This window comes from Erythrobacter aureus, from assembly GCF_003355455.1.
GTDB classification, from domain to species: domain Bacteria; phylum Pseudomonadota; class Alphaproteobacteria; order Sphingomonadales; family Sphingomonadaceae; genus Qipengyuania; species Qipengyuania aurea.
In genome coordinates, this window is the sequence record NZ_CP031357.1 from 206,528 (window position 1) to 230,560 (window position 24,033).

At 60.9% G+C, this 24,033-nt stretch carries 20 protein-coding genes; 12 read left to right on the plus strand and 8 right to left on the minus strand.

What is annotated here, in order from left to right; translation table 11 throughout:
- Nucleotides 1–86: 86 nt before the first annotated feature.
- The gene (ppa, locus tag DVR09_RS01005) at nucleotides 87–620 is read left to right on the plus strand and encodes an inorganic diphosphatase (protein WP_115415284.1); all 534 of its coding nucleotides are present in this window, start codon (nucleotides 87–89) and stop codon (nucleotides 618–620) included.
- Between the two features lie 53 nt (nucleotides 621–673).
- Here ppa and DVR09_RS01010 read toward each other — a convergent pair whose 3' ends face one another.
- From DVR09_RS01010 to DVR09_RS01020, 3 genes are all read right to left on the minus strand, one after another.
- Nucleotides 674–2,047 carry a mechanosensitive ion channel family protein gene (locus tag DVR09_RS01010; RefSeq protein WP_234041495.1) on the minus strand — a complete coding sequence of 458 codons (1,374 nt, stop codon included), beginning with the start codon at nucleotides 2,045–2,047 and terminating at the stop codon, nucleotides 674–676.
- The gene (locus DVR09_RS01015) at nucleotides 2,044–3,390 is read right to left on the minus strand and encodes a TldD/PmbA family protein (protein ID WP_115415285.1); all 1,347 of its coding nucleotides are present in this window, start codon (nucleotides 3,388–3,390) and stop codon (nucleotides 2,044–2,046) included. Before DVR09_RS01015 ends, DVR09_RS01010 begins: the two co-directional genes overlap by 4 nt.
- A 73-nt stretch (nucleotides 3,391–3,463) precedes the next feature.
- The gene (locus DVR09_RS01020; protein ID WP_115415286.1) at nucleotides 3,464–3,838 is read right to left on the minus strand and encodes a hypothetical protein; all 375 of its coding nucleotides are present in this window, start codon (nucleotides 3,836–3,838) and stop codon (nucleotides 3,464–3,466) included.
- A gap of 197 nt (nucleotides 3,839–4,035) precedes the next feature.
- Between DVR09_RS01020 and lptB the strand changes: the two genes are divergently transcribed.
- The 3 genes from lptB to ctrA all read left to right on the plus strand — a co-directional run bounded on the left by lptB (nucleotide 4,036) and on the right by ctrA (nucleotide 7,146).
- Entirely contained in the window at nucleotides 4,036–4,821 is a 786-nt protein-coding gene (gene lptB, locus DVR09_RS01025; protein ID WP_115417708.1) for an LPS export ABC transporter ATP-binding protein, read from the plus strand.
- Between the two features lie 26 nt (nucleotides 4,822–4,847).
- Nucleotides 4,848–6,308 (plus strand): RNA polymerase factor sigma-54, encoded by a 1,461-nt coding sequence (gene rpoN, locus DVR09_RS01030; protein ID WP_115415287.1) that lies wholly within the window; start codon nucleotides 4,848–4,850, stop codon nucleotides 6,306–6,308.
- A gap of 142 nt (nucleotides 6,309–6,450) precedes the next feature.
- Entirely contained in the window at nucleotides 6,451–7,146 is a 696-nt protein-coding gene (ctrA, locus tag DVR09_RS01035) for a response regulator transcription factor CtrA (RefSeq protein WP_050601718.1), read from the plus strand.
- A gap of 259 nt (nucleotides 7,147–7,405) precedes the next feature.
- Here ctrA and DVR09_RS01040 read toward each other — a convergent pair whose 3' ends face one another.
- Complete coding sequence (locus DVR09_RS01040; protein WP_369692541.1) at nucleotides 7,406–8,419, minus strand: mechanosensitive ion channel family protein; 1,014 nt, start codon at nucleotides 8,417–8,419, stop codon at nucleotides 7,406–7,408.
- 193 nt (nucleotides 8,420–8,612) lie between these two features.
- Here DVR09_RS01040 and DVR09_RS01045 point away from each other — a divergent pair, with 193 nt between their 5' ends.
- From DVR09_RS01045 to DVR09_RS01055, 3 genes are all read left to right on the plus strand, one after another.
- Entirely contained in the window at nucleotides 8,613–9,311 is a 699-nt protein-coding gene (locus tag DVR09_RS01045; protein ID WP_234041496.1) for a sulfite exporter TauE/SafE family protein, read from the plus strand.
- Nucleotides 9,312–9,330: 19 nt separating this feature from the next.
- Nucleotides 9,331–10,038, plus strand: a complete 708-nt coding sequence (gene trmB / locus DVR09_RS01050; RefSeq protein ID WP_115415289.1) for a tRNA (guanine(46)-N(7))-methyltransferase TrmB — start codon at nucleotides 9,331–9,333, stop codon at nucleotides 10,036–10,038.
- Between the two features lie 123 nt (nucleotides 10,039–10,161).
- Nucleotides 10,162–11,361: a tyrosine-type recombinase/integrase gene (locus DVR09_RS01055; protein WP_115415290.1), complete on the plus strand. Its 1,200-nt coding sequence runs from the start codon at nucleotides 10,162–10,164 to the stop codon at nucleotides 11,359–11,361.
- A gap of 384 nt (nucleotides 11,362–11,745) precedes the next feature.
- On the opposite strand, the gene DVR09_RS01060 is transcribed toward DVR09_RS01055, so the two are convergent.
- Nucleotides 11,746–14,340: a TonB-dependent receptor gene (locus DVR09_RS01060; RefSeq protein ID WP_115415291.1), complete on the minus strand. Its 2,595-nt coding sequence runs from the start codon at nucleotides 14,338–14,340 to the stop codon at nucleotides 11,746–11,748.
- A 110-nt stretch (nucleotides 14,341–14,450) separates the two neighbouring features.
- Here DVR09_RS01060 and DVR09_RS01065 point away from each other — a divergent pair, with 110 nt between their 5' ends.
- The 4 genes from DVR09_RS01065 to DVR09_RS01080 all read left to right on the plus strand — a co-directional run bounded on the left by DVR09_RS01065 (nucleotide 14,451) and on the right by DVR09_RS01080 (nucleotide 19,748).
- Entirely contained in the window at nucleotides 14,451–15,677 is a 1,227-nt protein-coding gene (locus DVR09_RS01065) for a Ca2+-dependent phosphoinositide-specific phospholipase C (protein WP_115415292.1), read from the plus strand.
- A gap of 13 nt (nucleotides 15,678–15,690) precedes the next feature.
- On the plus strand, nucleotides 15,691–17,022 hold the full coding sequence (locus DVR09_RS01070) for a ComEC/Rec2 family competence protein (protein ID WP_115415293.1): 1,332 nt from the start codon (nucleotides 15,691–15,693) through the stop codon (nucleotides 17,020–17,022).
- A 241-nt stretch (nucleotides 17,023–17,263) separates the two neighbouring features.
- Nucleotides 17,264–18,163 (plus strand): glycerophosphodiester phosphodiesterase family protein, encoded by a 900-nt coding sequence (locus DVR09_RS01075; protein WP_234041497.1) that lies wholly within the window; start codon nucleotides 17,264–17,266, stop codon nucleotides 18,161–18,163.
- Between the two features lie 43 nt (nucleotides 18,164–18,206).
- Nucleotides 18,207–19,748 (plus strand): hypothetical protein, encoded by a 1,542-nt coding sequence (locus DVR09_RS01080; protein WP_115415295.1) that lies wholly within the window; start codon nucleotides 18,207–18,209, stop codon nucleotides 19,746–19,748.
- A gap of 34 nt (nucleotides 19,749–19,782) precedes the next feature.
- On the opposite strand, the gene DVR09_RS01085 is transcribed toward DVR09_RS01080, so the two are convergent.
- From DVR09_RS01085 to DVR09_RS01095, 3 genes are all read right to left on the minus strand, one after another.
- The gene (locus tag DVR09_RS01085; RefSeq protein ID WP_115415296.1) at nucleotides 19,783–21,057 is read right to left on the minus strand and encodes a glycerate kinase type-2 family protein; all 1,275 of its coding nucleotides are present in this window, start codon (nucleotides 21,055–21,057) and stop codon (nucleotides 19,783–19,785) included.
- Nucleotides 21,018–22,001 carry a 2-hydroxyacid dehydrogenase gene (locus tag DVR09_RS01090; protein WP_115415297.1) on the minus strand — a complete coding sequence of 328 codons (984 nt, stop codon included), beginning with the start codon at nucleotides 21,999–22,001 and terminating at the stop codon, nucleotides 21,018–21,020. Before DVR09_RS01090 ends, DVR09_RS01085 begins: the two co-directional genes overlap by 40 nt.
- A 64-nt stretch (nucleotides 22,002–22,065) precedes the next feature.
- Nucleotides 22,066–22,884, minus strand: a complete 819-nt coding sequence (locus tag DVR09_RS01095) for an IclR family transcriptional regulator (protein ID WP_115415298.1) — start codon at nucleotides 22,882–22,884, stop codon at nucleotides 22,066–22,068.
- 129 nt (nucleotides 22,885–23,013) lie between these two features.
- On the opposite strand from DVR09_RS01095, the gene DVR09_RS01100 reads away from it, so the two are divergent.
- The gene (locus DVR09_RS01100) at nucleotides 23,014–24,030 is read left to right on the plus strand and encodes an aldo/keto reductase (RefSeq protein ID WP_115415299.1); all 1,017 of its coding nucleotides are present in this window, start codon (nucleotides 23,014–23,016) and stop codon (nucleotides 24,028–24,030) included.
- Nucleotides 24,031–24,033: the final 3 nt, after the last annotated feature.

A 24,033-nucleotide genomic window follows, 5' to 3' on the forward strand; every position in this document is an offset into this window, starting at 1 on the left:
TTACGCCTGCGCCCCGCCCCGCTATCCGCCCGGCGAAGTCTTTCTGGGGAGAGGGGCGAAACCGAAATTTGCGAGAAGAGTAGCGGATGCGCATCGACAAGATTCCGACCGGCGACAATGTGCCGGAAAGCCTCAACGTCATCATCGAAGTGCCGACTGGCGGCGAACCGGTGAAGTATGAATTCGACAAGGAATCGGGCGCGCTGTTCGTCGACCGTATCCTGCATACGCCGATGCGCTATCCGGCCAATTACGGCTTCATTCCGCACACGCTCTCGCCCGATGGCGATCCGCTCGACGCGCTGGTGATCGCGCGTTCGCCCTTCATCGCCGGCTGCGTCGTCCGCTCGCGTCCGATCGGCGTGCTCAACCTGGAGGACGAGCATGGCGGGGACGAGAAACTGATCTGCGTGCCGATCGACACCACCTTCCCGTATTATTCGGATGTCGCCGAAACGAAGGACCTGCCCTCGATCATTTTCCAGCAGATCGAGCACTTCTTCACCCACTATAAAGACCTGGAAAAGGAAAAGTGGGTGCGCATCGGCAATTGGGGCGACGCCGCAGAGGCCAAGCGCATCGTCATCGAAGCGGTCGATCGCTACAAGGCGGAAAAATAAGAGGAAGCCGAGCCAGGGGGCGCCGCCACGCGCCCCTTAATTGCCGACGGCAGTTATTCGACCGGCCGCGACGTATCGAGCAGGTCCTTATCCTGCTCCCCTCCCGTGCGCCGTTCCTCATCGACCATGGCGGCAATCTCGTCGGCCGGGCGAACGTCTTCTTCGGTCTCGGTCACGGTTATCTCGCGCACCGGCTTCGCCTTCTCGTCACGCTGCGCGGCGGGTCCGGCGGTGGCTTCGGTGGCGAAGGGTACCGTGGCCGAACGCGGGTCGAAACGCAGGCGATAGATCGGCTCGGGCAGGCCGAACCCGGCCTCTTCCAGAGCCCGCTTCACGGCGGGGATGGCCTGGCTCTGCGCCTTCCACCAATCGGTCTCGCGCTGGTCGACCCAGCCGAGAAAGCGGATCACCACATTCGAATCGCCGACCTCGATAATCCGCGCCTCGGGCGGGGGATCGTCGAGGACGAAATCCAGCCCGGCCAGCGTATCGCGCCCCAATTGGCGCGCGGCGCGGGCATCGTCATCGGCATCGACTCCCAGCTCGAACTGGAAACGCCGCTGCGGATTGCGCGTGAAATTGAGAATCACGGCGCGGAACACCTGGCCGTTGGGAATACGCAGGTGATTGCCGTCCAGCGTCATCAGCACGGTCGCGCGGCTGGTCAGACGGATGACCCGCCCCTCATACGTGTCGATCTGAACCCAGTCATTTGCGCGGAAGGGCTGACGCAGGCTGAGCATGAGCGAGGCGACGTAATTCTCGATCGTATCGCGCATGGCGAAGCCGAGCGCGATGCCGATCACGCCCGCCCCGCCCAGCACCGCGCCGAGCAGAGCGGTGGCCCCGATCATGTCCAGAGCCACCACCAGACCGCCGATGAAGAACACGAAGCGAATCGCGCTGGCGATCAGTTCGGCCAGGAAACTGTTGGGAGCGATACGGTGCCACAATGCGCCCAATCCGGCGATGACATAGCCCGCCGCCGCGATGAGAAACCATACACCGAGCGCGGCGGCAATCAGCGGTAGCGCGCTGACGAAAGCGTTCCAGCGCTCGCCCAGAACCGAAATACCGGCGCTGTCGGCGGATACCGACAAATCCCGCTCCAGCCCGTTCTCGATCGTCACGACGCCGGATATCCGGTTCACGATCGCCTCGGCGCGATCGATATCCTCGGCCTTGGGCACAGTGCCGGAAAGAGCGACGACGCCCTCGCTCACCTCGACCTCGACGCCGGTAAAGGCCGGCAATTCGGCGAAGATTCCGGCGATGCGTTCGGCGATCTGTTCGTCGGCGCCCGCTTCCTGTGTCGCGGCGATGGTCTGGACGGGCGTCGGCGTCTCGACCGGTTCGGCCGGCGCGTCGAGCTGGGCTGCCAGCGGCATCGCCCAGATCAGTGCAAGGATGGCGAGAAGCCGCGTCACTGGCCCGCCACCGACATGCCATCGATGCGGAAGGTCGGCACATCCACCCCGCGCACCAATTCCAGGTCGTCCGCGGGCACCAGTGCGCGGAACATGTCCGGCAGCGTGCTGGCGATCGTGATTTCGGCGACCGGCCCGGCCAGTTCGCCATTGCGGATGCGCAGCCCGCTGGCCCCGCGGCTGTAATCGCCGGTGACGAGATTGACGCCCTGGCCGAAGAGGTCGGTCACGAACAGACCGTCTTCGATATCGGCGATGAGGTCCGCGACCGATTGCGATCCTGCTTCCATGACGACATTGCTCACGGCTATGCCCGGCGATCCGCCGCCGCCGCGGCTGGCATGGCCTGTCAGGCCGAGACCGAGCTGCGCGGCGCTGGCGACATTGGTGAGCCAGCCGGTGATGCGTCCGTCTTCCACCAATGCGCGTTCGACAGTCGCCACGCCCTCGCCGTCGTAATGGCGCGACCGCAGGCCGCGCAGGCGATGCGGATTCTCGGCGATGCGGATGGTTTCGTCGAAGTGCTGTTCCGTCTCGCGCCCGACCAGAAAGCTCGCCTTGCGCGCGATGGAAGGCCCGGCGATCGCACCAAGCAGGTGGCCGAGCACGCCGCTCCCCACGCGCGGATCGAATACGACCGGCATTTTGCGCGACGGGATCGACCCGGGACCCACCTTGCGCACCGCGCGCTCCCCCGCCTCGCGGCCGATTTCGGCCGGGTCCGGGAGGTCGCTGCGGTGGCGCTGGGTGCGATAGGCATAATCGGTCTGTTTATCGCCTCCCTCGCCCGCTACCACGCTCGCCGAAAGGGTATGCGATCCACCCGAGTGGCCGCGCGCGAATCCGTTGGACGTGGCCAGCGCGAAGACCGAACGCGAATAGGACGCGCTGCCGCCGTTGGAATTGGTCACCCCATCGACAGCGCGCGCGGCATCTTCGGTGGCGAGAGCGGCCTCGCGCAGATCCGCAGGCGAGGGTTCGGACCGATCCGAAAGGTCGAGATCGAGCGGTTCGCCGCTGAAAAGCGCGTCGCGTGGCGCGAGCCCGCCATAGGGATCCTCCGGTGCCAGGCGCGCCATTTCCACGGCACGCTGGGCAAGCAGCTTCAACCCGTCGGGTGCGAAATCGCTGGTGTTGATCGATGCGGAACGGCGACCGACGAACACCCGCAGGCCGATCTCCTCGCTCTCCGAACGTTCGACCTCCTCGAGCGCGCCGAGCCTCACGCTGACGCTTTCGGAAGAAGAGGCGCGCGCGGCGGCATCGGCTGCGTCGGCGCCCATCGAACGGGCAAGGTCGACGAGTTCCCGGCACCGGTCGAGTGCGGCGTTGCTGTCCATCATGGGCGATTGCCGAAAAGGGTCATCATCCGCGCGAGGTAGGCGCGGGCCGCGGTGCTGGCAACTGCCGCGAAAATCAGGCGAAGATGATGTTGAAGAAAGTCGTGAGGGCGAAGGGCAAACCGATCGCCAATGCCCACAACAGCAATTGGTCGCGGCGGAAGGCCGGTTTCAGACCGATTTCGGCGGCCTCTTCGTCGCTCAGGCCGATCCAGCGCCGTTCGAACCAGCGGCAGGCGGGAATGATGCCGGCGACCAGAACCACGAGGGCGAGATAGGGCATGATCGAGGACGATCCCTGCTTCATCGCATGAACCGTCACGAAAATCTGCAGCGCGGTGTAAACCAGCAGGGCGAGCGCCACATTGTCGCTCATCGCCTTGCGCCAATCACGCTTGCGAGCGGATGAGCGACCACCTGCGAAATCGTTTTCGTCGAGCGCCTTGTTCACTGCGCCTCTCCCTGTCTCTCCTGCCCGAATCGCATTGTTTCAAAAATGCCGCCCGCTGGCAAGCAATCCTGCGCGAACGGGCAATGGGATGTGGGAAAGCGCCGGGCGACGGCGCCTATGCACGAATCCTGCCAGTTCGTCGAAAAAGGCAAGGTCGTGGGGTTTTCACGCCCGGTTCGCGTGCTATGTCGCCGTGCATGGCCGATATCGGATTAAGCTCGGACAATGCCGCAGTGCATGATGCCGCCCCGCCCATTCCGCAGGGCGGGCTCGAAGTTATTTCCATTGCCAAGAGCTACGACAAGCGCGCCGTACTGACGGATATTTCCCTCAGCGTCGGCAAGGGGGAGGTTCTCGGCCTGCTCGGGCCGAACGGCGCGGGCAAGACCACATGCTTCTATTCGATCATGGGGCTGGTGCGGCCGGATGCCGGGCGTATCCTTATGGATGGCGAAGACGTGACCAATCTGCCGATGTATCGCCGCGCGATCCTGGGGCTCGGCTATTTGCCGCAGGAAACAAGCATTTTTCGCGGGATGACGGTCGAGCAGAATATCAATTGCGTGCTCGAAATGGTCGAGCCCGATCCGGACACGCGCGCGCAGGAGCTCGAGCGCCTGCTCGACGAATTCGGTCTCGCGCGGTTGCGGGCGAGTCCGGCCATGGCGCTGTCCGGCGGCGAGCGGCGCCGCTGCGAGATCGCGCGGGCACTGGCGGCGAAGCCCTCTATCATGCTCCTCGACGAGCCTTTTGCCGGGATCGATCCCCTGTCGATCAGCGATATCCGGGATTTGGTGAAAGACCTCAGAACGCGCGGTATCGGTGTGCTGATCACCGACCACAATGTGCGCGAGACGCTGGAGATCGTCGATCGGGCCTGCATCATCTATGGTGGCCAGGTGTTGTTTGCCGGTACGCCCGAAGCGCTGGTGGCGGATGAAAATGTGCGCCGCCTCTATCTAGGCGAGGGATTCACTCTGTGACGCGCAGGCACGCCCGGAATTGAACCATGGCGCTTAGCCCAAGGCTGGACCTCCGGCAGACTCAAACGCTGGTGATGACGCCGCAGCTCCAGCAGGCGATCAAGCTGCTGGCGCTGTCCAATCTGGAAATCGAAACCTTCGTCGGCGAAGTGCTCGATGCCAATCCGCTGCTAGAGATGGGAGAGGTCGGCCGGGAGGCGGGCGAAGAGACGCCACCGGATGTCACCGAACCCGATAGCGCGACGGAATTCGACGGCGAGAATGCACTCGACGTCGCCGGTCACGCCATCGATCCCGAAGCCGCGCCGGGCGATATGGCGCAAGGGGAAGCCGGAGACTGGAGCCGTGCCGATATCGGCATGGCCGGCGGTGAATTGCCCGATCTCGAAAACCGCTCCGCCGAGGGGCCGACGCTGGCCGATCATTTGACCGAGCAGGTCGGTGCGGTGGCGCGCGATTCACGCGAGGCGCTGATCGCCATGCGGATCATCGGCGAACTGGACGAGGCGGGTTATCTGCCCACCGACCTGCTTCAAATCGCCGAGGAGCTGGGTGTGCCGCTTGCCGAAGCCGAACGCGCACTTGAGACCGTGCAATCGCTCGATCCGACCGGCGTTGGCGCGCGAACGCTGGCCGAATGCCTGGCACTGCAGGCCAAGGAGGCGGACCGGTACGATCCCTGCATGGCGAGGCTGATCGACAATCTCGACCTGGTGGTGAAGGGCGATATCGCCCGGCTGAAGCGCATGTGCGAAGTCGATGACGAGGACTTCACCGACATGCTCGCCGAACTGCGCGGTTACGATCCCAAGCCGGGGCTGGCCTTCGGCGGCGGCACCGAATCGGCGATCGTGCCCGACGTGCTGATTACGCCGAGTGCGCAAGGCTGGGACATCCGCATCAACGAGGCGAGCCTCCCGCGTCTGGTGGTCAATCGCGAATACTATCTCGAACTCAAAAGCGGCGCGCGCGACAAGGCCTCGCAAAGCTGGCTCAACGAACAGCTCGGCGAAGCCGACTGGCTGATCCGCGCGCTGGACCAGCGCCAGAAGACGATCCTGAAAACCGCGGCCGAAATCGTAAAGAGGCAGGAAGGCTTCTTTCGCGAAGGGGTTACCGCCATGCGCCCCCTGACCCTGCGCGACGTGGCCGAGAAGATCGAGATGCACGAAAGCACGGTCAGCCGCGTGACCAGCAACAAATATCTGTCGTGCCCTCGCGGAACCTTCGAGCTGAAATATTTCTTCACCAGCGGGGTCGCCGCCGCCGATGGCGAAGGCGCGAGCAGCGAAGCGATCAAGGCGCGCATCAAGGCTTTGTGCGACGCGGAAGATCCCAAAAAAGTGCTGTCGGATCAGAAGCTCGCCGATCTGCTCAATGGCGAGGGGTACGATCTGGCGCGCCGCACGGTGGCCAAATATCGCGAGGCAATCGGCATCGGATCCAGTGCCCAACGCCGCCGCGAAAAGAAGCTGCGCGCTTTATGAGGCCCGGATGGCCGCTTCGAAAAGTTAACGACTTTTACCCCGCGTTAACCTTTTTCGTTCAGATGTGATGTGGTTAATACAGGGCAACACCTCTTTCCGGGGCGTTACCGAACGACACTAGGGACCATTCAGGGGAGTTCCGATGCGTGTACTGCTGATCGAAGACGAGCCGACAACCGCCAAGGCAATCGAGCTGATGCTCACCACCGAAGGCTTCAACGTCTACTCGACCGACCTCGGCGAGGAAGGTTTGGACCTCGGCAAGCTGTATGATTACGATATCATCCTGCTCGATCTGAACCTGCCCGACATGCATGGGTATGACGTGCTCAAGAAGCTCCGCGTCGCCAAGGTGCAGACCCCGGTACTGATCCTTTCGGGCATCGCCGAAATGGACTCCAAAATCCGTTCGTTCGGCTTCGGTGCCGACGATTACGTGACCAAGCCTTTCCATCGCGAAGAACTGGTCGCGCGCATCCATGCCGTGGTCCGCCGTTCGAAGGGCCACAGTCAGTCGGTCATCCGGACCGGCAAGCTGGCGGTGAACCTCGATGCGAAAACCGTCGAGGTCGACGGTGCCCGCGTCCACCTGACCGGCAAGGAATATGCGATGCTGGAGCTGCTTTCGCTCCGCAAGGGCACCACGCTGACCAAGGAAATGTTCCTCAACCACCTGTATGGCGGCATGGACGAGCCCGAGCTCAAGATCATCGACGTCTTCATCTGCAAGCTGCGCAAGAAGCTCAGCCATGCATGCGGCGGCGAGAATTACATCGAAACCGTTTGGGGGCGCGGCTACGTGCTGCGCGATCCGAACGAAGAGGCCGAGGCGGCCTGACCCCCTCACCCCTGGACGGGACAGCGAGAGACGCCCGGAGCTTCGGCTGCCGGGCGTTTTCTATTTGTGTTCCGCCATACGCGCGAAATCCAGGCCGCTGGGTTCCTGGAAAATGCGCAGTTCGAATTCGGGAGGATCGCAATCAGATGGTCGAAGATATCCGCCTGGATCGATTCATATTCGCCCCAGTCGACCGTATCGGTGAAACAGTAGATCTCTAGCGGCAGGCCCTGCGGCCCCGGAGGGAGCTGACGCACCATCAGCGTGAACCCCCGCCCGCGATACGCGGATGGCTTTTGAGGTAGGCAATCACATAGGCGCGCAGGGTGCCGATATTGGTGATGCGACGGGCATTGATTTCGTCGTAATCGCTGGACAATTCGTGGCGGTTCCACTCCGCTATCTCGGCCTCTTTTCTGGCGAGGTACTCGTCGAGCAGCCGGAAGCGCCTGAGCCCGGCAACCTCGTCTCCGCTCAGGAAACGGACCGCGTTCTGGTCGATCACCAGCGCCCGCTTGATTCGCCTGCCACCGCTTTCGCTCATCCCGCGCCAGTTGCGATAGGCATCGGAAATGAGCCGGTGCGTCGGAATGGTGGTGATGGTCTTGTCGAAATTCTGCACCTTGACCGTGTGCAGCGCGATGTCGATCACATCGCCATCGGCATTCATGCTCGGCATTTCGATCCAGTCGCCGACACGTAGCATGTCGTTGCTGGTGAGCTGAACGCTGGCGACCAGGCTGAGGATCGTATCCTTGAAAACCAGCATCAGTACCGCTGCCATGGCGCCGAGACCGGACAGAAGCAGCAGCGGCGACTGTTCGATCAGCACCGCGATCATCAGGATCGCCGCACCGCAGAACACGACGATTTTCACCACCTGGACATAGCCCTTGATCGGGCGGCTGCGCGCTTCGGGTCGGCGCGCATAGAGCTCGTTCGCATAATTGAGCGCCCAGCTGATCGCCATCGCCACGGACAGCACGATCAGCGCCTTCACGACATTGACCGTGACTGTCACCACCTCCGCCGGCAGATTGGGTACCACGGCAATCCCGCGCGATACAATCAGCAGCGGGATCACGGTGGCGAGCCACGCGACCGAGCGATCCACAGTGTCGCTGCGCTTGTCGAGATAGGGCGCGGCAGCGCGCAGCAGAACGCGCTTGATCAGCCAGTTCACCGCCAGCGCAACGACCGCGAGGCCCGCGAGAGCGATCAGCGACTGCAGCCACAGCGCGAGTTCGGAATAATCGTCGAGAAGTCCTTGCATGCGCTGCCGCCTAGCCGTTCCCGCAACACCGCTTCAACCCCCAGCCCGGCAGAGATTTTCTATCTCGCCCGGCTCGGCGAAGCGCAGTAAGTGCCGTCAGCGACAATTGCGAAAGGCGAGCCCCCGATCATGGAGGTGTTCGGTATCGATCTGGGGTGATTGCCCCTTCATCCTGATCGGTTTTGCGGCCCAGATGGTCGACGGCGCGCTGGGCATGGCCTTTGGCGTCATCACGAATACGCTTATGGTCGGCCTGCTGGGGGTGCCCCCCGCGCTGGCCTCGCAGCGCGTTCATCTCGTCGAATGCTTTACCACTGCGACCTCGGGCATCAGCCATTTGCTCAGCGGCAATATCGACAAAGCCCTGTTCTTCCGGCTGTTGATACCCGGCATTATCGGCGGGCTGATCGGGAGCTACGTTCTGGCATCGATCGATGGCGATACGATCAAGCCCTTCGTGCTGCTCTATCTCACTGGTATCGGCCTGTGGTTGCTCGTGCGCGGCCTGCTCTACCCGCCCAAGCTGCGTCAGGCCAGATATGTAGCGCCGCTGGGCCTTGTAGGCGGGTTCCTCGATTCCGCCGGTGGTGGCGGCTGGGGCCCGGTGGTGACGTCCAACCTGCTGGTCCAGGGAGCCGAACCACGCAAGGTCGTCGGCACGGTCAATTCGGTCGAATTCTTCCTGACACTCTCCATCTCGGTCAGCTTCGCCTATCATCTGGGCATATCGCATATCGCCGGGCCCACGCTGGGCCTGATCATCGGCGGGATCGCCGCGGCACCCTTCGGGGCACTGGCGGCGAAGCATTTCAGCCCCAAGCTGATGCTGATCCTGGTCGGGATCGCGCTGAGCGTCACCAGCGCGTACGGCATCTGGACGACATGGGGATGATGGCGCTACGGCGCGCCGCATGTCAGCATTCAAGGAAGGCGATCCGACCACGCTCAACCGGCTTTACGGCCGCAGCCAGGGCAAACCCCTGCGCGCGGCACAGCAGGAGCTGGTCGACAAGCTGCTGCCGCAGATCTCGGTGCCGAGCGAAGGGCCGGTGACGTCCGAAGCGCTGTTCGGCTTCGAGCGCCCGCTGCATTTCGAGATCGGCTTCGGCGGGGGCGAGCATCTGGCCGAGCGTGCCGACATGCTGCCCGATCACGGCTTCATCGGCGCCGAACCCTTCGTCAACGGAGTGGCGCAGGCGCTGACCCATGTGCGCGACCGGACCCTGGCCAATGTCCGCATCCACCATGGCGATGCGCTGGAAGTGCTGCGCCGCGTGCCCGACGGCGCGTTGACGATGCTCTACCTGCTCCATCCCGATCCCTGGCCCAAGAACAAGCACGCCAAGCGGCGGATGATGAATGACGGGCCGGTTCGCATGATCGCCGACAAGCTCAAGCCGGGCGGCGAGTTCCGCTTCGGCACCGACCACCCTGTCTATCTGCGCCACGCCCTGATGGTGATGCGCCGCTTCACCGATCAATTCGAATGGATCGTCGATGGCCCCGGAAGCTGGCAGAACCGCCCCTCCGGCTGGCCCGAAACACGCTACGAACACAAGGCGCGCACAGTCTACGGCCACGAAGTGTGGTACTTCCGCTGGAGGCGTACCGAAGGGTAGCTCTGGCGTAGAAAAGGCATTTTATTTCAACAGTATATCTACGCTATGTCTTGCGACCCTTGGCGGTGATTTCCGCCTCGGTGATTGCCGGGTGATTGCTGGAAACAGAGTTCGGAGAGCAAAATGGCGCGTGGAAAGATCACCAAGCGAAGCGTTGATTCGTTAATCGCAAAAGCCAGTGAAGGCTTTCTGTGGGACAGTAGCCTCAAGGGCTTCGGGGCCAAGCGTTCGAAGTCGGGGGCGTTGGCCTATATCCTGCAGTTTCGCATGGGTGGTCGCGAGGCAAAAACGAGGCGCTACACGATCGGCCATCATGGATCACCTTGGACACCGACAACTGCTCGAATTGAAGCCGAGCGCTTATCGTTGCTGATCGCGCAAGGCATTGATCCGGTCGAAGTCGAGCAGCAGCGTCGGCGCGAAGCAGTAGATCTCGCTTTCAGCAACTACGCTGACCGTTTCACCGACTCATGTACCGGGAAGGGATGGCGTGTGCTGGTCGAACGCTCGTTTCGCCTTCATGCAAAGCCGGTGCTGGGCTCCAGACCTTTACCCAAGATCACTCGCGCAGACGTGGTTGCGGTGTTTGATCGCATGCCCCGCGAACAAGCTGCAAACAAGAGAAACGTGTTCGCGGTTCTGCGGAGGATGTTCCGGTGGGCCGTTAGTCGCGGAGATCTTGAGCAGAGCCCTATGGAGGGTATGGAAACGCCTCCACCAGTCAAAGCGCGCGACTGCTGGCTTTCCGACGAGGAGCTTGGACGAATCTGGCACCATACATACGAAACCCATCGGTGCTTCGGTCCGATCGTTCGTTTGCTTATTCTCACCGGCCAGCGGCGCGAAGAGGTTGCGTCGCTCAAATGGGAAGAACTCGATAGGGGTGAGCAGCTTTGGTCACTTCCGGGGGATCGAGCGAAGAACGGTGAATCAAATCGCATTCCACTCGCAGAACTCGCGATCAAAGTCTTGGACGAGGTTGCCGGAGGAAGCGATTGGCCCGAAAAGGGCAGAGTCTTTACTACGTCATCGGGTGGCCGGTTTAGCGGTTATGATAAGGGCAAAAAGAAAATCGACCATTTGCTGGTCGCCGATGGAGGGGCTCTGATCGCACCCTGGCGGCTTCATGATCTCCGCCGGACACTGGCAACGGGTTTCCAGAGACTCGGAGTTAGGTTTGAGGTTACCGAGGCGATCCTCAACCACATAAGCGGAGCGCGTTCAGGCGTAGCAGGAATCTACCAACGACATGACTGGAAGTCTGAAAAGAGAGAGGCGATGGAACTCTGGAATGAGCACATTGAAACTTTGCTCCAAAGCTAATCCGGTCGCACCAAACGTCCCGACAGTTCCTTGGAGACCTCAGATTTGCCCGCTCGTCTTTGAGATATACGACTCGTTCTCCATTTCTTGAGCTCTCCGACAGCAGACTTTTCCGGGCACGGCTGACGGCTTCCGGTCAATCAATCACGCGGCAGCCCCCCCAAGGCCAAAGTAGAAGTCCGGCATTGGGAACAATGGCAAGATAGCACACGCAGCTAGAAGAACGTGAAGCCCGAGATATGGAGGTGGGAATCCAGCGCGATTCAACCTGGTAGCACGGCACTTCCGGCTAGCTCTTGATCCTTACGCATCAAAAAACGGGGCGAGCAGAACGCTCGCCCCGCAGTGTTTCCGGCAATTTGCGCGGACGGAGAGTTTAAGAAATCAGAACTTGACGCTGACACCGCCCCAGAACGCTCGACCGTACTCGACCGTTTCGAACCAGTTCGGGGCACCCGCGACTGCGTTTTGGTTGGTGAACGTCTGCTTGTTCTCGAGCAGGTTCCAGACATCGAATGTCAGTTCGACATTGTCGGCCACCTGATAGCCGAGGTGCAAATCGACCTGAGAATAACTGTCGAGCACCAGGTCGGCCGAACCGTCGATGCTAAGACCCTGATTCTGAGGAGCGACATAGCGGTAGGCCACTCGTCCCGAAAGCCGCTCACCTTCATAGAACAAGGTGGCATTGGCCAGGAAATCGGCGAAACCCTCAGGATCCGTTACCCGCGCCACGGCTCCAGTGTCGTCGATCAGACGAATGTAGCCGTCATTAAAGGTGACGTTGCCGAAGAAGCCGAAATTCCGCAGCGCTCCGGGCAAGAAGTCGAAATTGTCCTTTGTGAATGACAGTTCGACCCCCTGCACGCGCGCCTTGCCGGCATTGGTGGGCTGCAGGAAGAAGGAATTGATCGGCCCGAGATCGCTCTGGAAGACATATGGCGTCTGGAGGTCGTATATCTCGTTCTTGATATCCTTGCGATAGACACCGACCGCGAACGCGCTTTTGCCGCCATCGAAATAATATTCGAACGAGGCATCCAGATTGGTCGATTTACGCGGGAGCAGGTCGGGATTGCCGCGCGCGAAAACGCCATTGTCGTTGGGCGGCGTCTCCCCGCGAGCGAGATCGAAGATGTCCGCGCGACCGAGAGTCTGGCTCGCACCGAGCCGCAGAACGATATTGTCATTGGGTTTGAAATTGACGGTCAGCGACGGCAGCAGATTGTCATAGCTCTGGCTGGTCGTAACGAACGGTGCATCGTCCTGCCGATTGAAACGGTTCCGCGCCTGAATGTCGGTATCTTCGTAGCGCAGGCCGGCAATCACATCGAAGTTTTCTCCCGTGTAGCGTAGCTGGCTATAACCGGCGAGCACCCGTTCATTGACGAAAAAGTCGTTCCCGTTGACGATCACGCTGGAAATGCGCCCAAAGCCCGCCTCTCCGGCCGCCTCGGCACGGGCTGCGATGGCAAGGACATCGCTGACCAGAAGTTGAGGATTGTTGGTGAACGGGAAGCGGTAATCGAACACGCCGAAGAAATCCGTCGGATCAAATGTATCGACAGGATTACGCCAACGGAAATTGCTGGCGGTGTAATCGACATCGGTTTCCTTGAACTTGCCGCCGACCTTGAAAGAGAACCCCAGTTCGTCGGGCGAACGGTTTTCCCAATCTGCACGGAAGCCGCTTACATCCTTGGTGAAGCTTTCCTGGAAACGGCGGTAGCCGCCGAACCCATAGGAAGCCGGGTTGATGAAATCGGCAAAAGATTCGTCGGTCAGCGTGTAAGTGTAATACTGGCCGTTATATTCGTAGCTACCCTCGCCGATACGCCCGCTCGCCCAGTCGACGCGCGGATCGTCCTGATACGAACGGCTTGAAGACAGCGAGCCGCGGAGGCTGAGGTGGTTATGATCGTTCAACTGGACATCGAGGCCCAACTGACCGGTCAGGGAATCGTCGACGCCGTAATTCACCTTGTCATTACGGATTGTGCCGCGGGCCCGGTCGAAGGTTCCGCTGTCGGTGAAGGAGCGCGCGCCGAACAGGGCATGCTTGCTCTTGTCGAGTTCGACATTGGAATCGAAATAGAGCAGCGAGCCAAAGACATAGACATCCGGATTGGGCTGGAACTCCAGCTTGCCGCTCGCCCCCCAGCTTTCTTCGTCGCGTTGGTAGAAGAAACCGCCAACCTCATCGGGAAGCTCGTTGGGATCGTCCTGGCTGCCGAAAAAGGCCTTAGGCTTTAGGTTGTCCCTGCTCCTGTCGGTGTAATGAGCAGAGAGCGCGATGCCGAACTGATCGTCCGAACCGAAGGTCTGCCCGAAAGACACATTCGCTTTCCAGGACAGGTCGGTATCGTCGGTCGGAACATCGGTGGTGTACTGGCCCAGATTGCCCTTCACGACAAACCAGTTCTTGCCCGATTTGACCGCGCTTGCAGTGACCAGGTTCACCGTGCCTGCAATCGCATCGGCATCATATTCCGCCGTAGCGGATTTCGCCACTTCGACGCGGCTGAGGAAACTTCCCGGTACGGCTTCGAGATTGGCACCGCGCAGGTTCTGGTCGAACGTGCGCGCAGCCGAAGAAATTTCAAGGCCCTCGAGCGTCAGGTTGACGAATTCCTGATTGAGGCCCCGCAGGCCGATATAGAGGCCAGCCCCCTCGTCCTGAAACGCCGTGGCTCCCGGCACGCGGCTGATAGCCTCCGCCACGTTCAGGTCCGGCAGTGCGTTAAGTTCGTCAGACGCGATCACGTCCATAACGATATCCGCGTCCCGCTTGGTCTGCAGCGAGGTCCGACTCGTAAAGCGCGTGCCCGAAACCACAATCACGCCATCACTGGCCGCCTCGTCTTCGGCGGCCTGCGGCTCGGCAGCGTCCTGTGCCTGTGCGTAGGCGGGACTGACCGCCATCGCGGCAACGGATGTCAATAGACCAGCGACGGCCAATCTGGTGGATCTTGTACGCATTGCGAACTCCTGCTCCCTGAAATCTCGGGATTGTGTATAAAGACCATTCTTGTATATATGCAAGTATATTCTACATATGAAATTTATGTGACAGCGGAGGGATTTTGATCATGCAGCAGCCAGCCTTCGGTTTTATACCGGTTATCAAAGCCATGGCGGCGCTAGGCATAGCCGCAACGGTCCCTGCGCATCTTGCGGCGGAGTCCGATACTGCCAGCAGCCATGCAGGTCGCAGTTTGCCCGCAACCACAATGGAAGAGGTAAGTCCCGAAGTCGGGAAGATGCGGTTCAACCAGTTGCAATATATAGGAACGCACAACAGCTATCATATCGCCCCTGATGGCGCGCTGGTCGCACTCGCTCGGATCACCGACTATCGCGAAAGCCGGGACTGGCCTGCCGACCGACTGTTCCAGGCGCTGGATTACACTCATCCGCCCCTGACCACGCAGCTGGAACTGGGAATGCGCCAGTTCGAACTGGACGTGCACTACGATCCGGACGGCGGAAAATTCGCCCAGCCGGGCGCATTGCGCGCGCTCCAGGCCAGCAAGATTCCATCAAATATCTTCTATGATCGCGATGGACGCATGGAGGCGCCGGGCTTCAAGGTCTTTCACGGCGGTGTGGACGTGATGAGCACCTGCCTGACCCTGCGCGACTGCCTCGGGGAACTGAAGGCATGGTCGGTCACCAATCCGCGCCATTTCCCCATCGTCGTCCAGATCGAAGCGAAAAGCGGATCGAAACCTGCGCTGGCGGACGCCTATACCCCTCCCGACCAACCGCCTTTCGACCTTTCCACATGGACCGCGCTCGAAGAGGAGATCGTCGAGGTTGTCGGGCTGGATAGCATCGTCACGCCTGTGGAGGTCCGCGCGGGGCACGACACTCTCACCCGCGCTATCCGCGAAAATGGCTGGCCGACGCTTGACACCATGGCCGGACGGTTCGTGTTCCTCCTCCTGAACAAGAAGGATGAAACCAACAGCTATCGCAGCGCCACACCGGATCTGACCCACAGGCTGTTCTTCCCCAGCCTTGCGTTGGAAGACCGCGACGCGGCCTGGTTCCGCATTCCCGATCCCGGCTATCCAGCGCTTGCCGATGTGGTGCGCAAAGGACAGCTTGCGACGGTCCAGTCCGACACGCACACCGTGGAAAGCCGCCTCAACCGGACGGATCGGCGCGACAAGGCATTCGCCAGCGGCGCGCATTTCATTCTGACCGACAACCCGATCCCCGACCGGCGCTTTTCGGACTATCAGGTACGCTTCGGCTCGCGCCGCTACGTCCGCTGCAACCCGGTGACGTTTGAGGGACCATGCCCCTTCTAGGAAGGAATGCGGGGTGGTCGAAGTGAAAGGCACACCGCTCATTCTGCCGTGGCTTGCGCTGGCTGCAGGCTGCACAATGCCCTCCGCCGGCTCGTCGCCCGCAATCGATCAGACAGCGCAGCCCGCTATCGCTCTGGCGGCGTGGCAACCGGGATATCTGGACATCCACCATATCCAGACCGGCAGAGGAAATGCCGCATTCTTCGTTTTTCCGGACGGCACGACGATGCTGGTGGATGCGGGCGCCTTGCAGGACGACTGGGACAAACTCGATCGCTACCGTCCCCTGAAGCTCGCCCCGGCAATGCCGGATCGAACCCGGCGACCGGGTGAATGGATTGCCGACTACATAGCACAATTCGCCCCTGCAGACGCGCGCGGCATCGATTACGCGCTCATAACGCATTTTCACTCCGATCATTTCGGTTTCGTCGACCCTCAAGCGCCGCGATCCGGGCAAGGGGACTGGCAACTTTCCGGTATCACCGATGTGGCCGAACGATGGCCGATCACCACGATGATCGACCGCGGGTTCCCCGACTACGACTTCCCGCTGCCCTATGGCGAGAATGCCGATGCCAGCCTCGCCAATTATCTTGAATTCGTCCGCAGCACGGTTGCCGAAGGACAGATGACCGCCGAAGGCTTCCGCGTCGGCCGGGACGATCAGATCCGTTGCATGAAGGACAAGGCCGCATGCGCTGCGTTTTCTGTCCGCAACGTGGCGGCAAACGGCATGGTCTGGTCGGGTGCCGGTAGCGCTGCGGAGCGCTTTCTCGAGGCAGAACAGATAACCGATGGTCGCGGAGGCTTTAACGAGAACCCGCTGTCGACCGTCATCAAGGTCGATTACGGAGATTTCGATTATGTCACCGGCGGGGATCTGACAGGCGTCAACGAGCCCGACCAACCGGCCTGGTTTGCGGCAGAACGGCGTATCGCGCCGGTGATTGGCGAAGTCGACGCGATGACGCTGAACCATCACGGCAATCGGGACGCGACGAGCGCGGCATGGCTTGGCACGCTGAGGCCCAGAGTGATCGTCCAGCAGACTTGGGTTTCGGACCATCCCGGTGGCGAGGTCGTGGCGCGCATGAACTCCAGAAAGATCTGGCCTGGCGACCGCGATATCTTCGCCACCTACGTACACCCTGAAACGCAGATCGCGATCGGGCCATGGCTGACCCGAGGATACCAAAGTCTGCGAGGCCATGTTGTCATCAGAGTGCAGCCCGGCGGGGCAATTTACAAGGTATTTGTCCTGAACGAACGTGACCCTAAACGTAGAATCCGAAGCAGTTGGGGGCCGTATCACTCCAACGGCGATACCAGTCCAATGGAGTGACTCATTACTCCGTTATTTCACTTATAAAAAATATTTTTATAGGCATTGACTTCGATATTTGATGCGACCTAACGTTGCAATTGTCCGGCTACGACAAGGCTTCGGGAGGTCGAATTCGATGTGGCAGTCAAAGATAATCACGGGTGCGCTCAGTTTCGCATTGGTCACTTCACCCAGCATCGCAGCTGCGACAGGGCAGCGGGATTGCCCTGATCCAAGCACGTTTCCTGTCAGTGAAAGGATGGCGCGCTTCCTGGATGCACGCCGGTTCCCAGATTTTTATCTAACCTGCGGCCATCGCGGCATGTGGTACAAATTTCCCGAAAACACCGCTCCTGCGATTGAAGAGGCGATCAGGATCGGCATCGATTGTGTCGAAAACGACATCCGCGCTACCAAGGACGGCGTTCTGGTCATGTTTCATGACAAGGAATTGCGGGCCCGGCTCTATGATCCGGCTACGGGTCAGCCGGCCAGCGGCAATCTCTCCGACCTGACCTGGGCCGAACTGTCGAAACTGCGCTATCTAGACCGGGATTCCAACAAGACCGATTACCCCGTGTTGACCTTTGAGGAATTTTTGAGCCTCACGAACGACCGACTGGTCGTCAATCACGAAGACAAAACCAAAGATCCGGCCATCGTTCGTGCCGCAATCCAGATGGTAAAAGACAAGGGCAGGCTCTCGCAGTCCATCTTCAAGGGACGGTTCACCCTTCAACAATTCCGTCAAATAATTGACGGTGTCGTCAGCGAAGATCAAATCATTTTCACACCTGTGATTTTTCAGGACACACCAAATTACCAACAGGTGTTCGATGAGTACTGGAACGCAGGTTATCGCAACTACGAACTCGTCGTCCAAAAACCAAACTCTCCGCTTCTCGCGCTGGTAAAGCGCGTCAGGGACAATGGCGGGCGCTTGGGGCAATTCGATGTTCTGCCGGAGACCGGCCGGGGCTCTTTCTGGGTCGGTCAGTGGCGGGATCCGGCTGACGGTTTCGTCGGGTACGATTTTCGATCGGATTGGGATTTCCTGATCGATGTTTCGCAGGCCAATTATCTCATCAGCGATCGCCCATGCCTGATGATTCAATATCTTGCGAAGCGCAATCGCCGGACACTGGATCCGGTCCACTGACCGCAAGGCCTTGGCCCTACAATATCTTGGAAAGGGGAACTCGATGACCATTCGTAATCTGATCTTGTTCATTCTGATGGGTTCCCTCGCCCTACCCGCCGCGGCACAAGAGCAAGAAAGCCCCCTTCCCGACGCCTATCCATGGCAGCTTCCTGATCTCGATGGCACGATCAACCGGACCGATATGAGCAATCAGGACTGGAACCAGTTCGAACGGCTCGAATCGGGAAAGACCGGCAGCTATTTCACATGGGACAACTGGCCTGCCTACGTAACGATGGTGGGCGATGATTCCGCGCAGCAGCTTTACAGCCAGACATTCTATCGGGGGCCGTCCGGCCATACGTTCAACTTCGGAACCTACGATCTGGAAAAGATCCCGGCCAAGGATGTCAGTGACCTGCCGGGCATTCTCTATACTTTGGGCGGGTCCGGATCTTACAAGAAGATCTACAGCCGGGAGACCGGAAAGCCGATCAGATCATTTTACGGGTTCTACTTCTGCGCAAGCTTCGATCCGTTCTGGCTTTTTGCAGGGGATACCTCCTACTCGACATACGATCTCGATTTCACGATAGAGGATGTCGGCGGCGGACAGCGTGTCCTGAAGGACCAGTCGGGGCACTATCCGTACTGGACGGACGGATCTTCAACCAGAGGCAACCCGATCTGCGGAAAAGGCACCTCGATCAACGATCCGAATAAATTCCGTATAAAGCGCCTCAGCCAGGTGGTCCCCTCGTTCAAGGCATTCTTCCCCCTGAATAGCAGTCACGGCGCTTGCGACACCGATAACGCCAATTGCGGACAACTGAACCATACCTCTTACACGACCGATCGTTTCGGACGTGCGGACCAGGCATTGGCGTTCGGCACCGGTCTGGCGACCAGCAACTTCCTGCTGTCCCGTCAGATGTGGGAGGGCCTGCCGGACAAGCAGACTTTCAGTGTCGGGTTCTGGGCTCGGCTGAGCGGCAACCATGTCGCCCCCGATGTCGTTCGGCAGGACGGTTCGTTCGATTCAATTTTCTTCGGTACTACGACCGACATTGATGGAAAGCCGCACGCAACAGTCGGCCTCAGCTTCGCGGACAGCGAGCAACAGCTTGCTCTCAATCGTACGACTTATCCCACTTCGACCGGGACATCGCGCCCGATTACGGGGCCGGAAACAGGTCTGCCCCCGCCCGATACGGTCGGTGCCGAGAAGCCGTTCGACTGGAAATTCTGGCTTCCACCGGAATTCAATGCCAGCAATCCGTCCGGACATAGCGGATCGCGATGGGTCTATTTCCTTCTGTCATACGATGCCAACAGGACCACGGTCTACATGCACGACCCCCTGAAGACGGGGGGTGATTTCCTCCCTCGCTACACACACAAATATTTCATCTTGATGAGTTCGAAGAAGCTGTTGGACCTGGATGGTTGGGGCTTTGAAAACCCGGGCCGCGGCCTGGGCATGGGCGCTGTGGAAGCGATCGACGACGTCACTGTTTTCGACGGTGCTCTGGCCAGAGACGAGAGCCTTGTCCGGTCGGTTCTGAACGAGGCGGTGCTTGGGAATGCACCCAGAAAACAGTGATGCAGAATCTCTGCGGCACTCCGGTCCCGAAACTCTAGACCTTCAATAAAGCCCGAAAATCGTTGACGTTGGTCTGGGTCGGGCCGGTTTCGACCGGGCCGCCAAGCTCCGCGAAGAAAGCTGCGCTGTCGTTCCGAGCGAGGAAGCTCCTGATATCGAGCCCCTGGTTTCGAGCGCGGCATATGCTGTCCGGGCCGAAGATGGCACCGGCGACCTGGCTGTTGCCGTCGCAGCCATCCGTGTCGCAGGCGATCGCCCAGAGCGCGTCGTCCGGGGCGGCCGCGCGCATCAGTTCCAGCGCGAATTCGTGATTGGGTCCGCCACGTCCTTGCCCGCGCACTTCGCAGGTCAGTTCGCCGCCCGACAGCAGGACACTGCCCAAAGCCGCCTCGCGCCACATGGCGAGATGCCGCCGGGCCGCCTCGGCCGGACTGCCTTCGATGTCGTCGCCCAGCAGGATCGGTGTGAGGCCCAATCTCCTCGCCTCGCCAGCCGCTGACTCCAGGGCTGTGCGCGGGCTGGCAACGATATGCACCTCATCGTCCTGCCGCGACGGTATCGTCGACGGCCCGGACGGCTGACTGGCAAGAAGTTCGTGCAAAAGGGGGCTCACCGCAACGCGGTATGGCGCCATTTCGTCGAGCAGGGAGCCGGTATCGGCTGGCGGCACGATGGTCGGCCCTGAGGCGATCAGCGCCGGATCGTCGCCCACGACATCGGAAATCGCGAGCGTGACGCAACGCGCGGCCCCGATCGCCTGCCTGAGACCGCCTCCCTTGATCTGCGACAATCTGCGCCGCATGCGGTTGAGCAGGTCGATCGGTGCGCCGGCCCGCATGAGTTGCCCGACCAGCGCCTGTTTCTCCGCCAGGCCGACACCCTCGACCGGCAGCGACATCAGGGCCGAGCCCCCGCCGGATATCAGCGCCAGGACCAGATCGTCACGCGTCAGACCTTTCACCGCCGCCAGCATGGACTTGGCAGCGACTATGCTCGCTTCATCTGCAATGGGGTGCGCGGCCTCTAGCACTTGGATCGCGTCGCATGGGACCGCCGCGCCATAGCGTGTGACGACGACACCCTCGACTGGTGCAGGAAAGAAATTCTCCACCGCCCGGGCCATGGCCGCAGCGGCCTTGCCCGCCCCCACCACCACCGTCCGCCCCTTGGGTAGGTCGGGAAGGAAGGATGAAACACACCTGTCCGGCTGGGCGCTCGCGACGGCGCTGTCGAGCAGGTGGCGGAGGATCGAGCGGGGGGCGATGCCTGTCACAAGACGACGTCGCGCGGCGTTTCGCCATGCAGCCATGCCGACACATTCTCGACCACGCGCAGCCCCATGGCAGTGCGGGTTTCAAGCGTGGCGCTGCCGAGATGGGGAAGCAGCACCACGTCTTCGCGTTGCGACAGCGCCGGCGGAATGTCCGGCTCGTTTTCAAAAACGTCGAGCCCCGCCCCCGCCAGCCTGCCGCCATCGAGTGCCGCGACCAGCGCCGCCGTATCCACGACCTCTCCCCGCGCGGTATTGATCAGGATCGCCCCGGCTTTCATGTCTGCAAGGCGGTCCGCGTTCAGGAAATGCCGGGTCGTTTCTCCACCCGGAATGTGGAGCGATACGAAATCGCTTTGGGCCAGAACGGCCTCCAGCGGCAGTTGCCTGGCTGCGACGCTCTCCAGCTTCGCGTCATCAACGGGCGAACGATTGCCGACAAGCACCTCCATCCCGAAACCGTGATGCGCCATCCGGGCCACGGCCTGGGCGATACGACCGAAACCCACGAGCCCCAATGTCTTGCCCGACACACCGCGCCCTAGCATGTGCATCGGCCGCCATCCCTGCCACTCGCCGGACCGCAGTTCGCGCTCGCCCTCACCGGCACGTCGGGCCGTCGCCAGCATCAGCATGATCGCTACCTCGGCCGTGGCATCGGTCAGGATATCGGGCGTGTTGGCAAGCACGGCGCCTGCCGCGCGAAGCGCCTCGCGATCGATATGGCTGACCCCGGCACCGTAATTGGCAACCAGCTTACCCGACAGGTCGAGCCCGCTTATCACCGTCGCGTCGATGGTATCGGACACGGTCGGACAGAAAATGTCGCACTCCGCCAGACCGGCACGCAGGCGACCTTGATCGAGAGGGGTGTCGTTTTCCTCGCGGATCACCGTGCCAAGGCGATCCAGCGCCTGCTCGGCGGCGTGTGGCCATCTGCGGGTCTGGAATATCAGCGGCGGTTGCGTCTTTGGGCCTGTCATCACGTCATAGTGCCAGACACACGGCCATCACGTCCAGACAGTTTTATATGTAAAATGTGTTTTCTTATTTAGAATCCACCCGACCCAGAAGCGAGGATATCTCTGCGGCAGCCCTGACCAGATTATCCTTCACCATACCGATATGGCCTTCGTTGTCCTTGTCGATGCGATGGAGAAAGGGAATGACCAGCGAGGCAGCGATCGAGCCGTCGTGGTCGGTAATGGGCGTTCCGATGTCGACGATGCCCTCGACCTGCTCGCTCGGCATTTCGAGGTAGGACTGCGCGCGCAACGCCGCAGCGACATCGTCCACCTGTGCGGCGGCGGACGTATCTTCACCGAGATCCTTGATACTTTCGATCAACGCCTCGCGCGTAAAGTCATCGGCTAGCGCGAAGAATATCCGCCCGGAACATGAGGCGAGAAGCGGGGATTCCGCGCCGATCCGCATGGCAAAGCTTCGATCCTTGAAACTGTCCTGGCGGGCCACGACGACGACCCGCGCACCGGACAATATGGTAAGGTGGCATGACTGGCCGGTTTGCAATGCCAACCGCCGCATCGGTCCCGTCGCCGCACCGGTCAGCCGGTTGATGGGGAGGTGCCAATGAGCGAGCTGGAACAGCCGCATGGTCAGCCGGTACCGTTCGCTATCCTCGGCAGTGGCGACATAGCCACGCTGCTCGAGCACGGCGAGCATGCGGAAGATCTCGCCAACCGAACGCCCCAACCGCTCGGCAATCTCCTTCAGATTGATCGGCTCCGGCTCCCGCGCCAGCAGTTCCAGCATGTCCAAGCCCTTTTCCAGGGCCGGAGCGGAATACTGTTTGCGTCGCGTCGCCTTCTTCGGATCTTTGATCTCGGAGGAGTTATCTTGCGGCATGCAATCCCTTTTCACTCGTGAAAGGGCGACATTTCGGCAATCGATGCACAATGTCCAGTGCAATATCGGAGACACTCGCTATTGCATATATACAAAATACTTTTATATGTGATTACGTAAGGAGACGAGATGCCCGAATCCCTGGTTTCTGGATTGCCCCAACTGGGCCTGGGCTGCGCGTCGCTGGGCAACCTCTATCGCGCCATCGACCGCGATCAGGCCTTCGCCACAGTCGACGCCGCGTGGGATGGCGGGATGCGCTATTACGACACCGCACCCTATTATGGGCTGGGCCTGTCCGAGCGGCGCCTGGGCGATGCGCTGCGCCACAGGCCTCGCGAAGACTTTGTCGTCTCGACCAAGGTCGGGCGCCTGCTCGATCCCGATACCGCAACCGACCTGCCCGAAGAACGGCACGGCTTTGTGACGCCGATGCCATTCAAGGTGCGGTACGATTACAGCTATGACGGCGTGATGCGTTCCTATGAGGCGAGTTTGCAGCGCCTTGGCCTGGCCCGCATCGACATCCTGTTGGTGCATGACATCGGGCGACTGACCCATGGCGATGACCACCAGCGCCATTTCGCCGACCTTGCCAAAGGCGGATACCGCGCCCTTGACGAATTGCGCGCATCGGGGGCGATATCCGCCATCGGGCTCGGCGTGAACGAATGGGAAGTCTGTGCCGAGGCGATGGAGATCGGGCAGTGGGACTGCTTCCTGCTCGCCGGGCGCTACACTTTGCTGGAACAGGAGCCGCTTCACGGTTTTCTGCCGCGGTGCGAGCGTCATGGCGCGAAGATCATTCTCGGCGGCGCTTACAACAGCGGCATCCTCGCAACCGGCACGCGAAAAGGCGGCGAGGTCCATTACAACTACGCGCCGGCGCCCGCGGACATCGTAGAGCGGGTGGCCAGGATCGAAGCGGTCTGCGATTCGCACGGAGTGACGCTGGCGGCGGCCGCACTGCAATTTCCGCTCGCCCATCCGGTCGTGCAATGCGTCATTCCAGGCATGGGCGAGGCACGCCGCGTCCATCAGACGCAGCAGTTGTTCGCGCAGGCGATACCCGCCGGATTCTGGTCGGATCTGGTCGCTCAAGGCTTGCTCGATCCGGTCGCTCCGGTTCCGCAGGCGGGGCACTGATCG

Excerpts from the sequence above, each read along its gene's own strand:
- DVR09_RS01065 (WP_115415292.1), top strand. The coding sequence starts at position 14,451 with ATGCAGCAGCCAGCCTTCGGTTTTATACCGGTTATCAAAGCCATGGCG.
- rpoN (WP_115415287.1), top strand. The coding sequence starts at position 4,848 with ATGGCGCTTAGCCCAAGGCTGGACCTCCGGCAGACTCAAACGCTGGTG.
- trmB (WP_115415289.1), top strand. The coding sequence starts at position 9,331 with ATGTCAGCATTCAAGGAAGGCGATCCGACCACGCTCAACCGGCTTTAC.
- DVR09_RS01080 (WP_115415295.1), top strand. The coding sequence starts at position 18,207 with ATGACCATTCGTAATCTGATCTTGTTCATTCTGATGGGTTCCCTCGCC.
- DVR09_RS01060 (WP_115415291.1), bottom strand. The coding sequence starts at position 14,340 with ATGCGTACAAGATCCACCAGATTGGCCGTCGCTGGTCTATTGACATCC.
- DVR09_RS01015 (WP_115415285.1), bottom strand. The coding sequence starts at position 3,390 with ATGATGGACAGCAACGCCGCACTCGACCGGTGCCGGGAACTCGTCGAC.
- ctrA (WP_050601718.1), top strand. The coding sequence starts at position 6,451 with ATGCGTGTACTGCTGATCGAAGACGAGCCGACAACCGCCAAGGCAATC.
- DVR09_RS01075 (WP_234041497.1), top strand. The coding sequence starts at position 17,264 with ATGGCGCGCTTCCTGGATGCACGCCGGTTCCCAGATTTTTATCTAACC.
- DVR09_RS01085 (WP_115415296.1), bottom strand. The coding sequence starts at position 21,057 with ATGGCTGCATGGCGAAACGCCGCGCGACGTCGTCTTGTGACAGGCATC.
- lptB (WP_115417708.1), top strand. The coding sequence starts at position 4,036 with ATGGCCGATATCGGATTAAGCTCGGACAATGCCGCAGTGCATGATGCC.
- ppa (WP_115415284.1), top strand. The coding sequence starts at position 87 with ATGCGCATCGACAAGATTCCGACCGGCGACAATGTGCCGGAAAGCCTC.
- DVR09_RS01055 (WP_115415290.1), top strand. The coding sequence starts at position 10,162 with ATGGCGCGTGGAAAGATCACCAAGCGAAGCGTTGATTCGTTAATCGCA.
- DVR09_RS01095 (WP_115415298.1), bottom strand. The coding sequence starts at position 22,884 with ATGCCGCAAGATAACTCCTCCGAGATCAAAGATCCGAAGAAGGCGACG.
- DVR09_RS01090 (WP_115415297.1), bottom strand. The coding sequence starts at position 22,001 with ATGACAGGCCCAAAGACGCAACCGCCGCTGATATTCCAGACCCGCAGA.
- DVR09_RS01040 (WP_369692541.1), bottom strand. The coding sequence starts at position 8,419 with ATGCAAGGACTTCTCGACGATTATTCCGAACTCGCGCTGTGGCTGCAG.
- DVR09_RS01045 (WP_234041496.1), top strand. The coding sequence starts at position 8,613 with ATGGTCGACGGCGCGCTGGGCATGGCCTTTGGCGTCATCACGAATACG.
- DVR09_RS01100 (WP_115415299.1), top strand. The coding sequence starts at position 23,014 with ATGCCCGAATCCCTGGTTTCTGGATTGCCCCAACTGGGCCTGGGCTGC.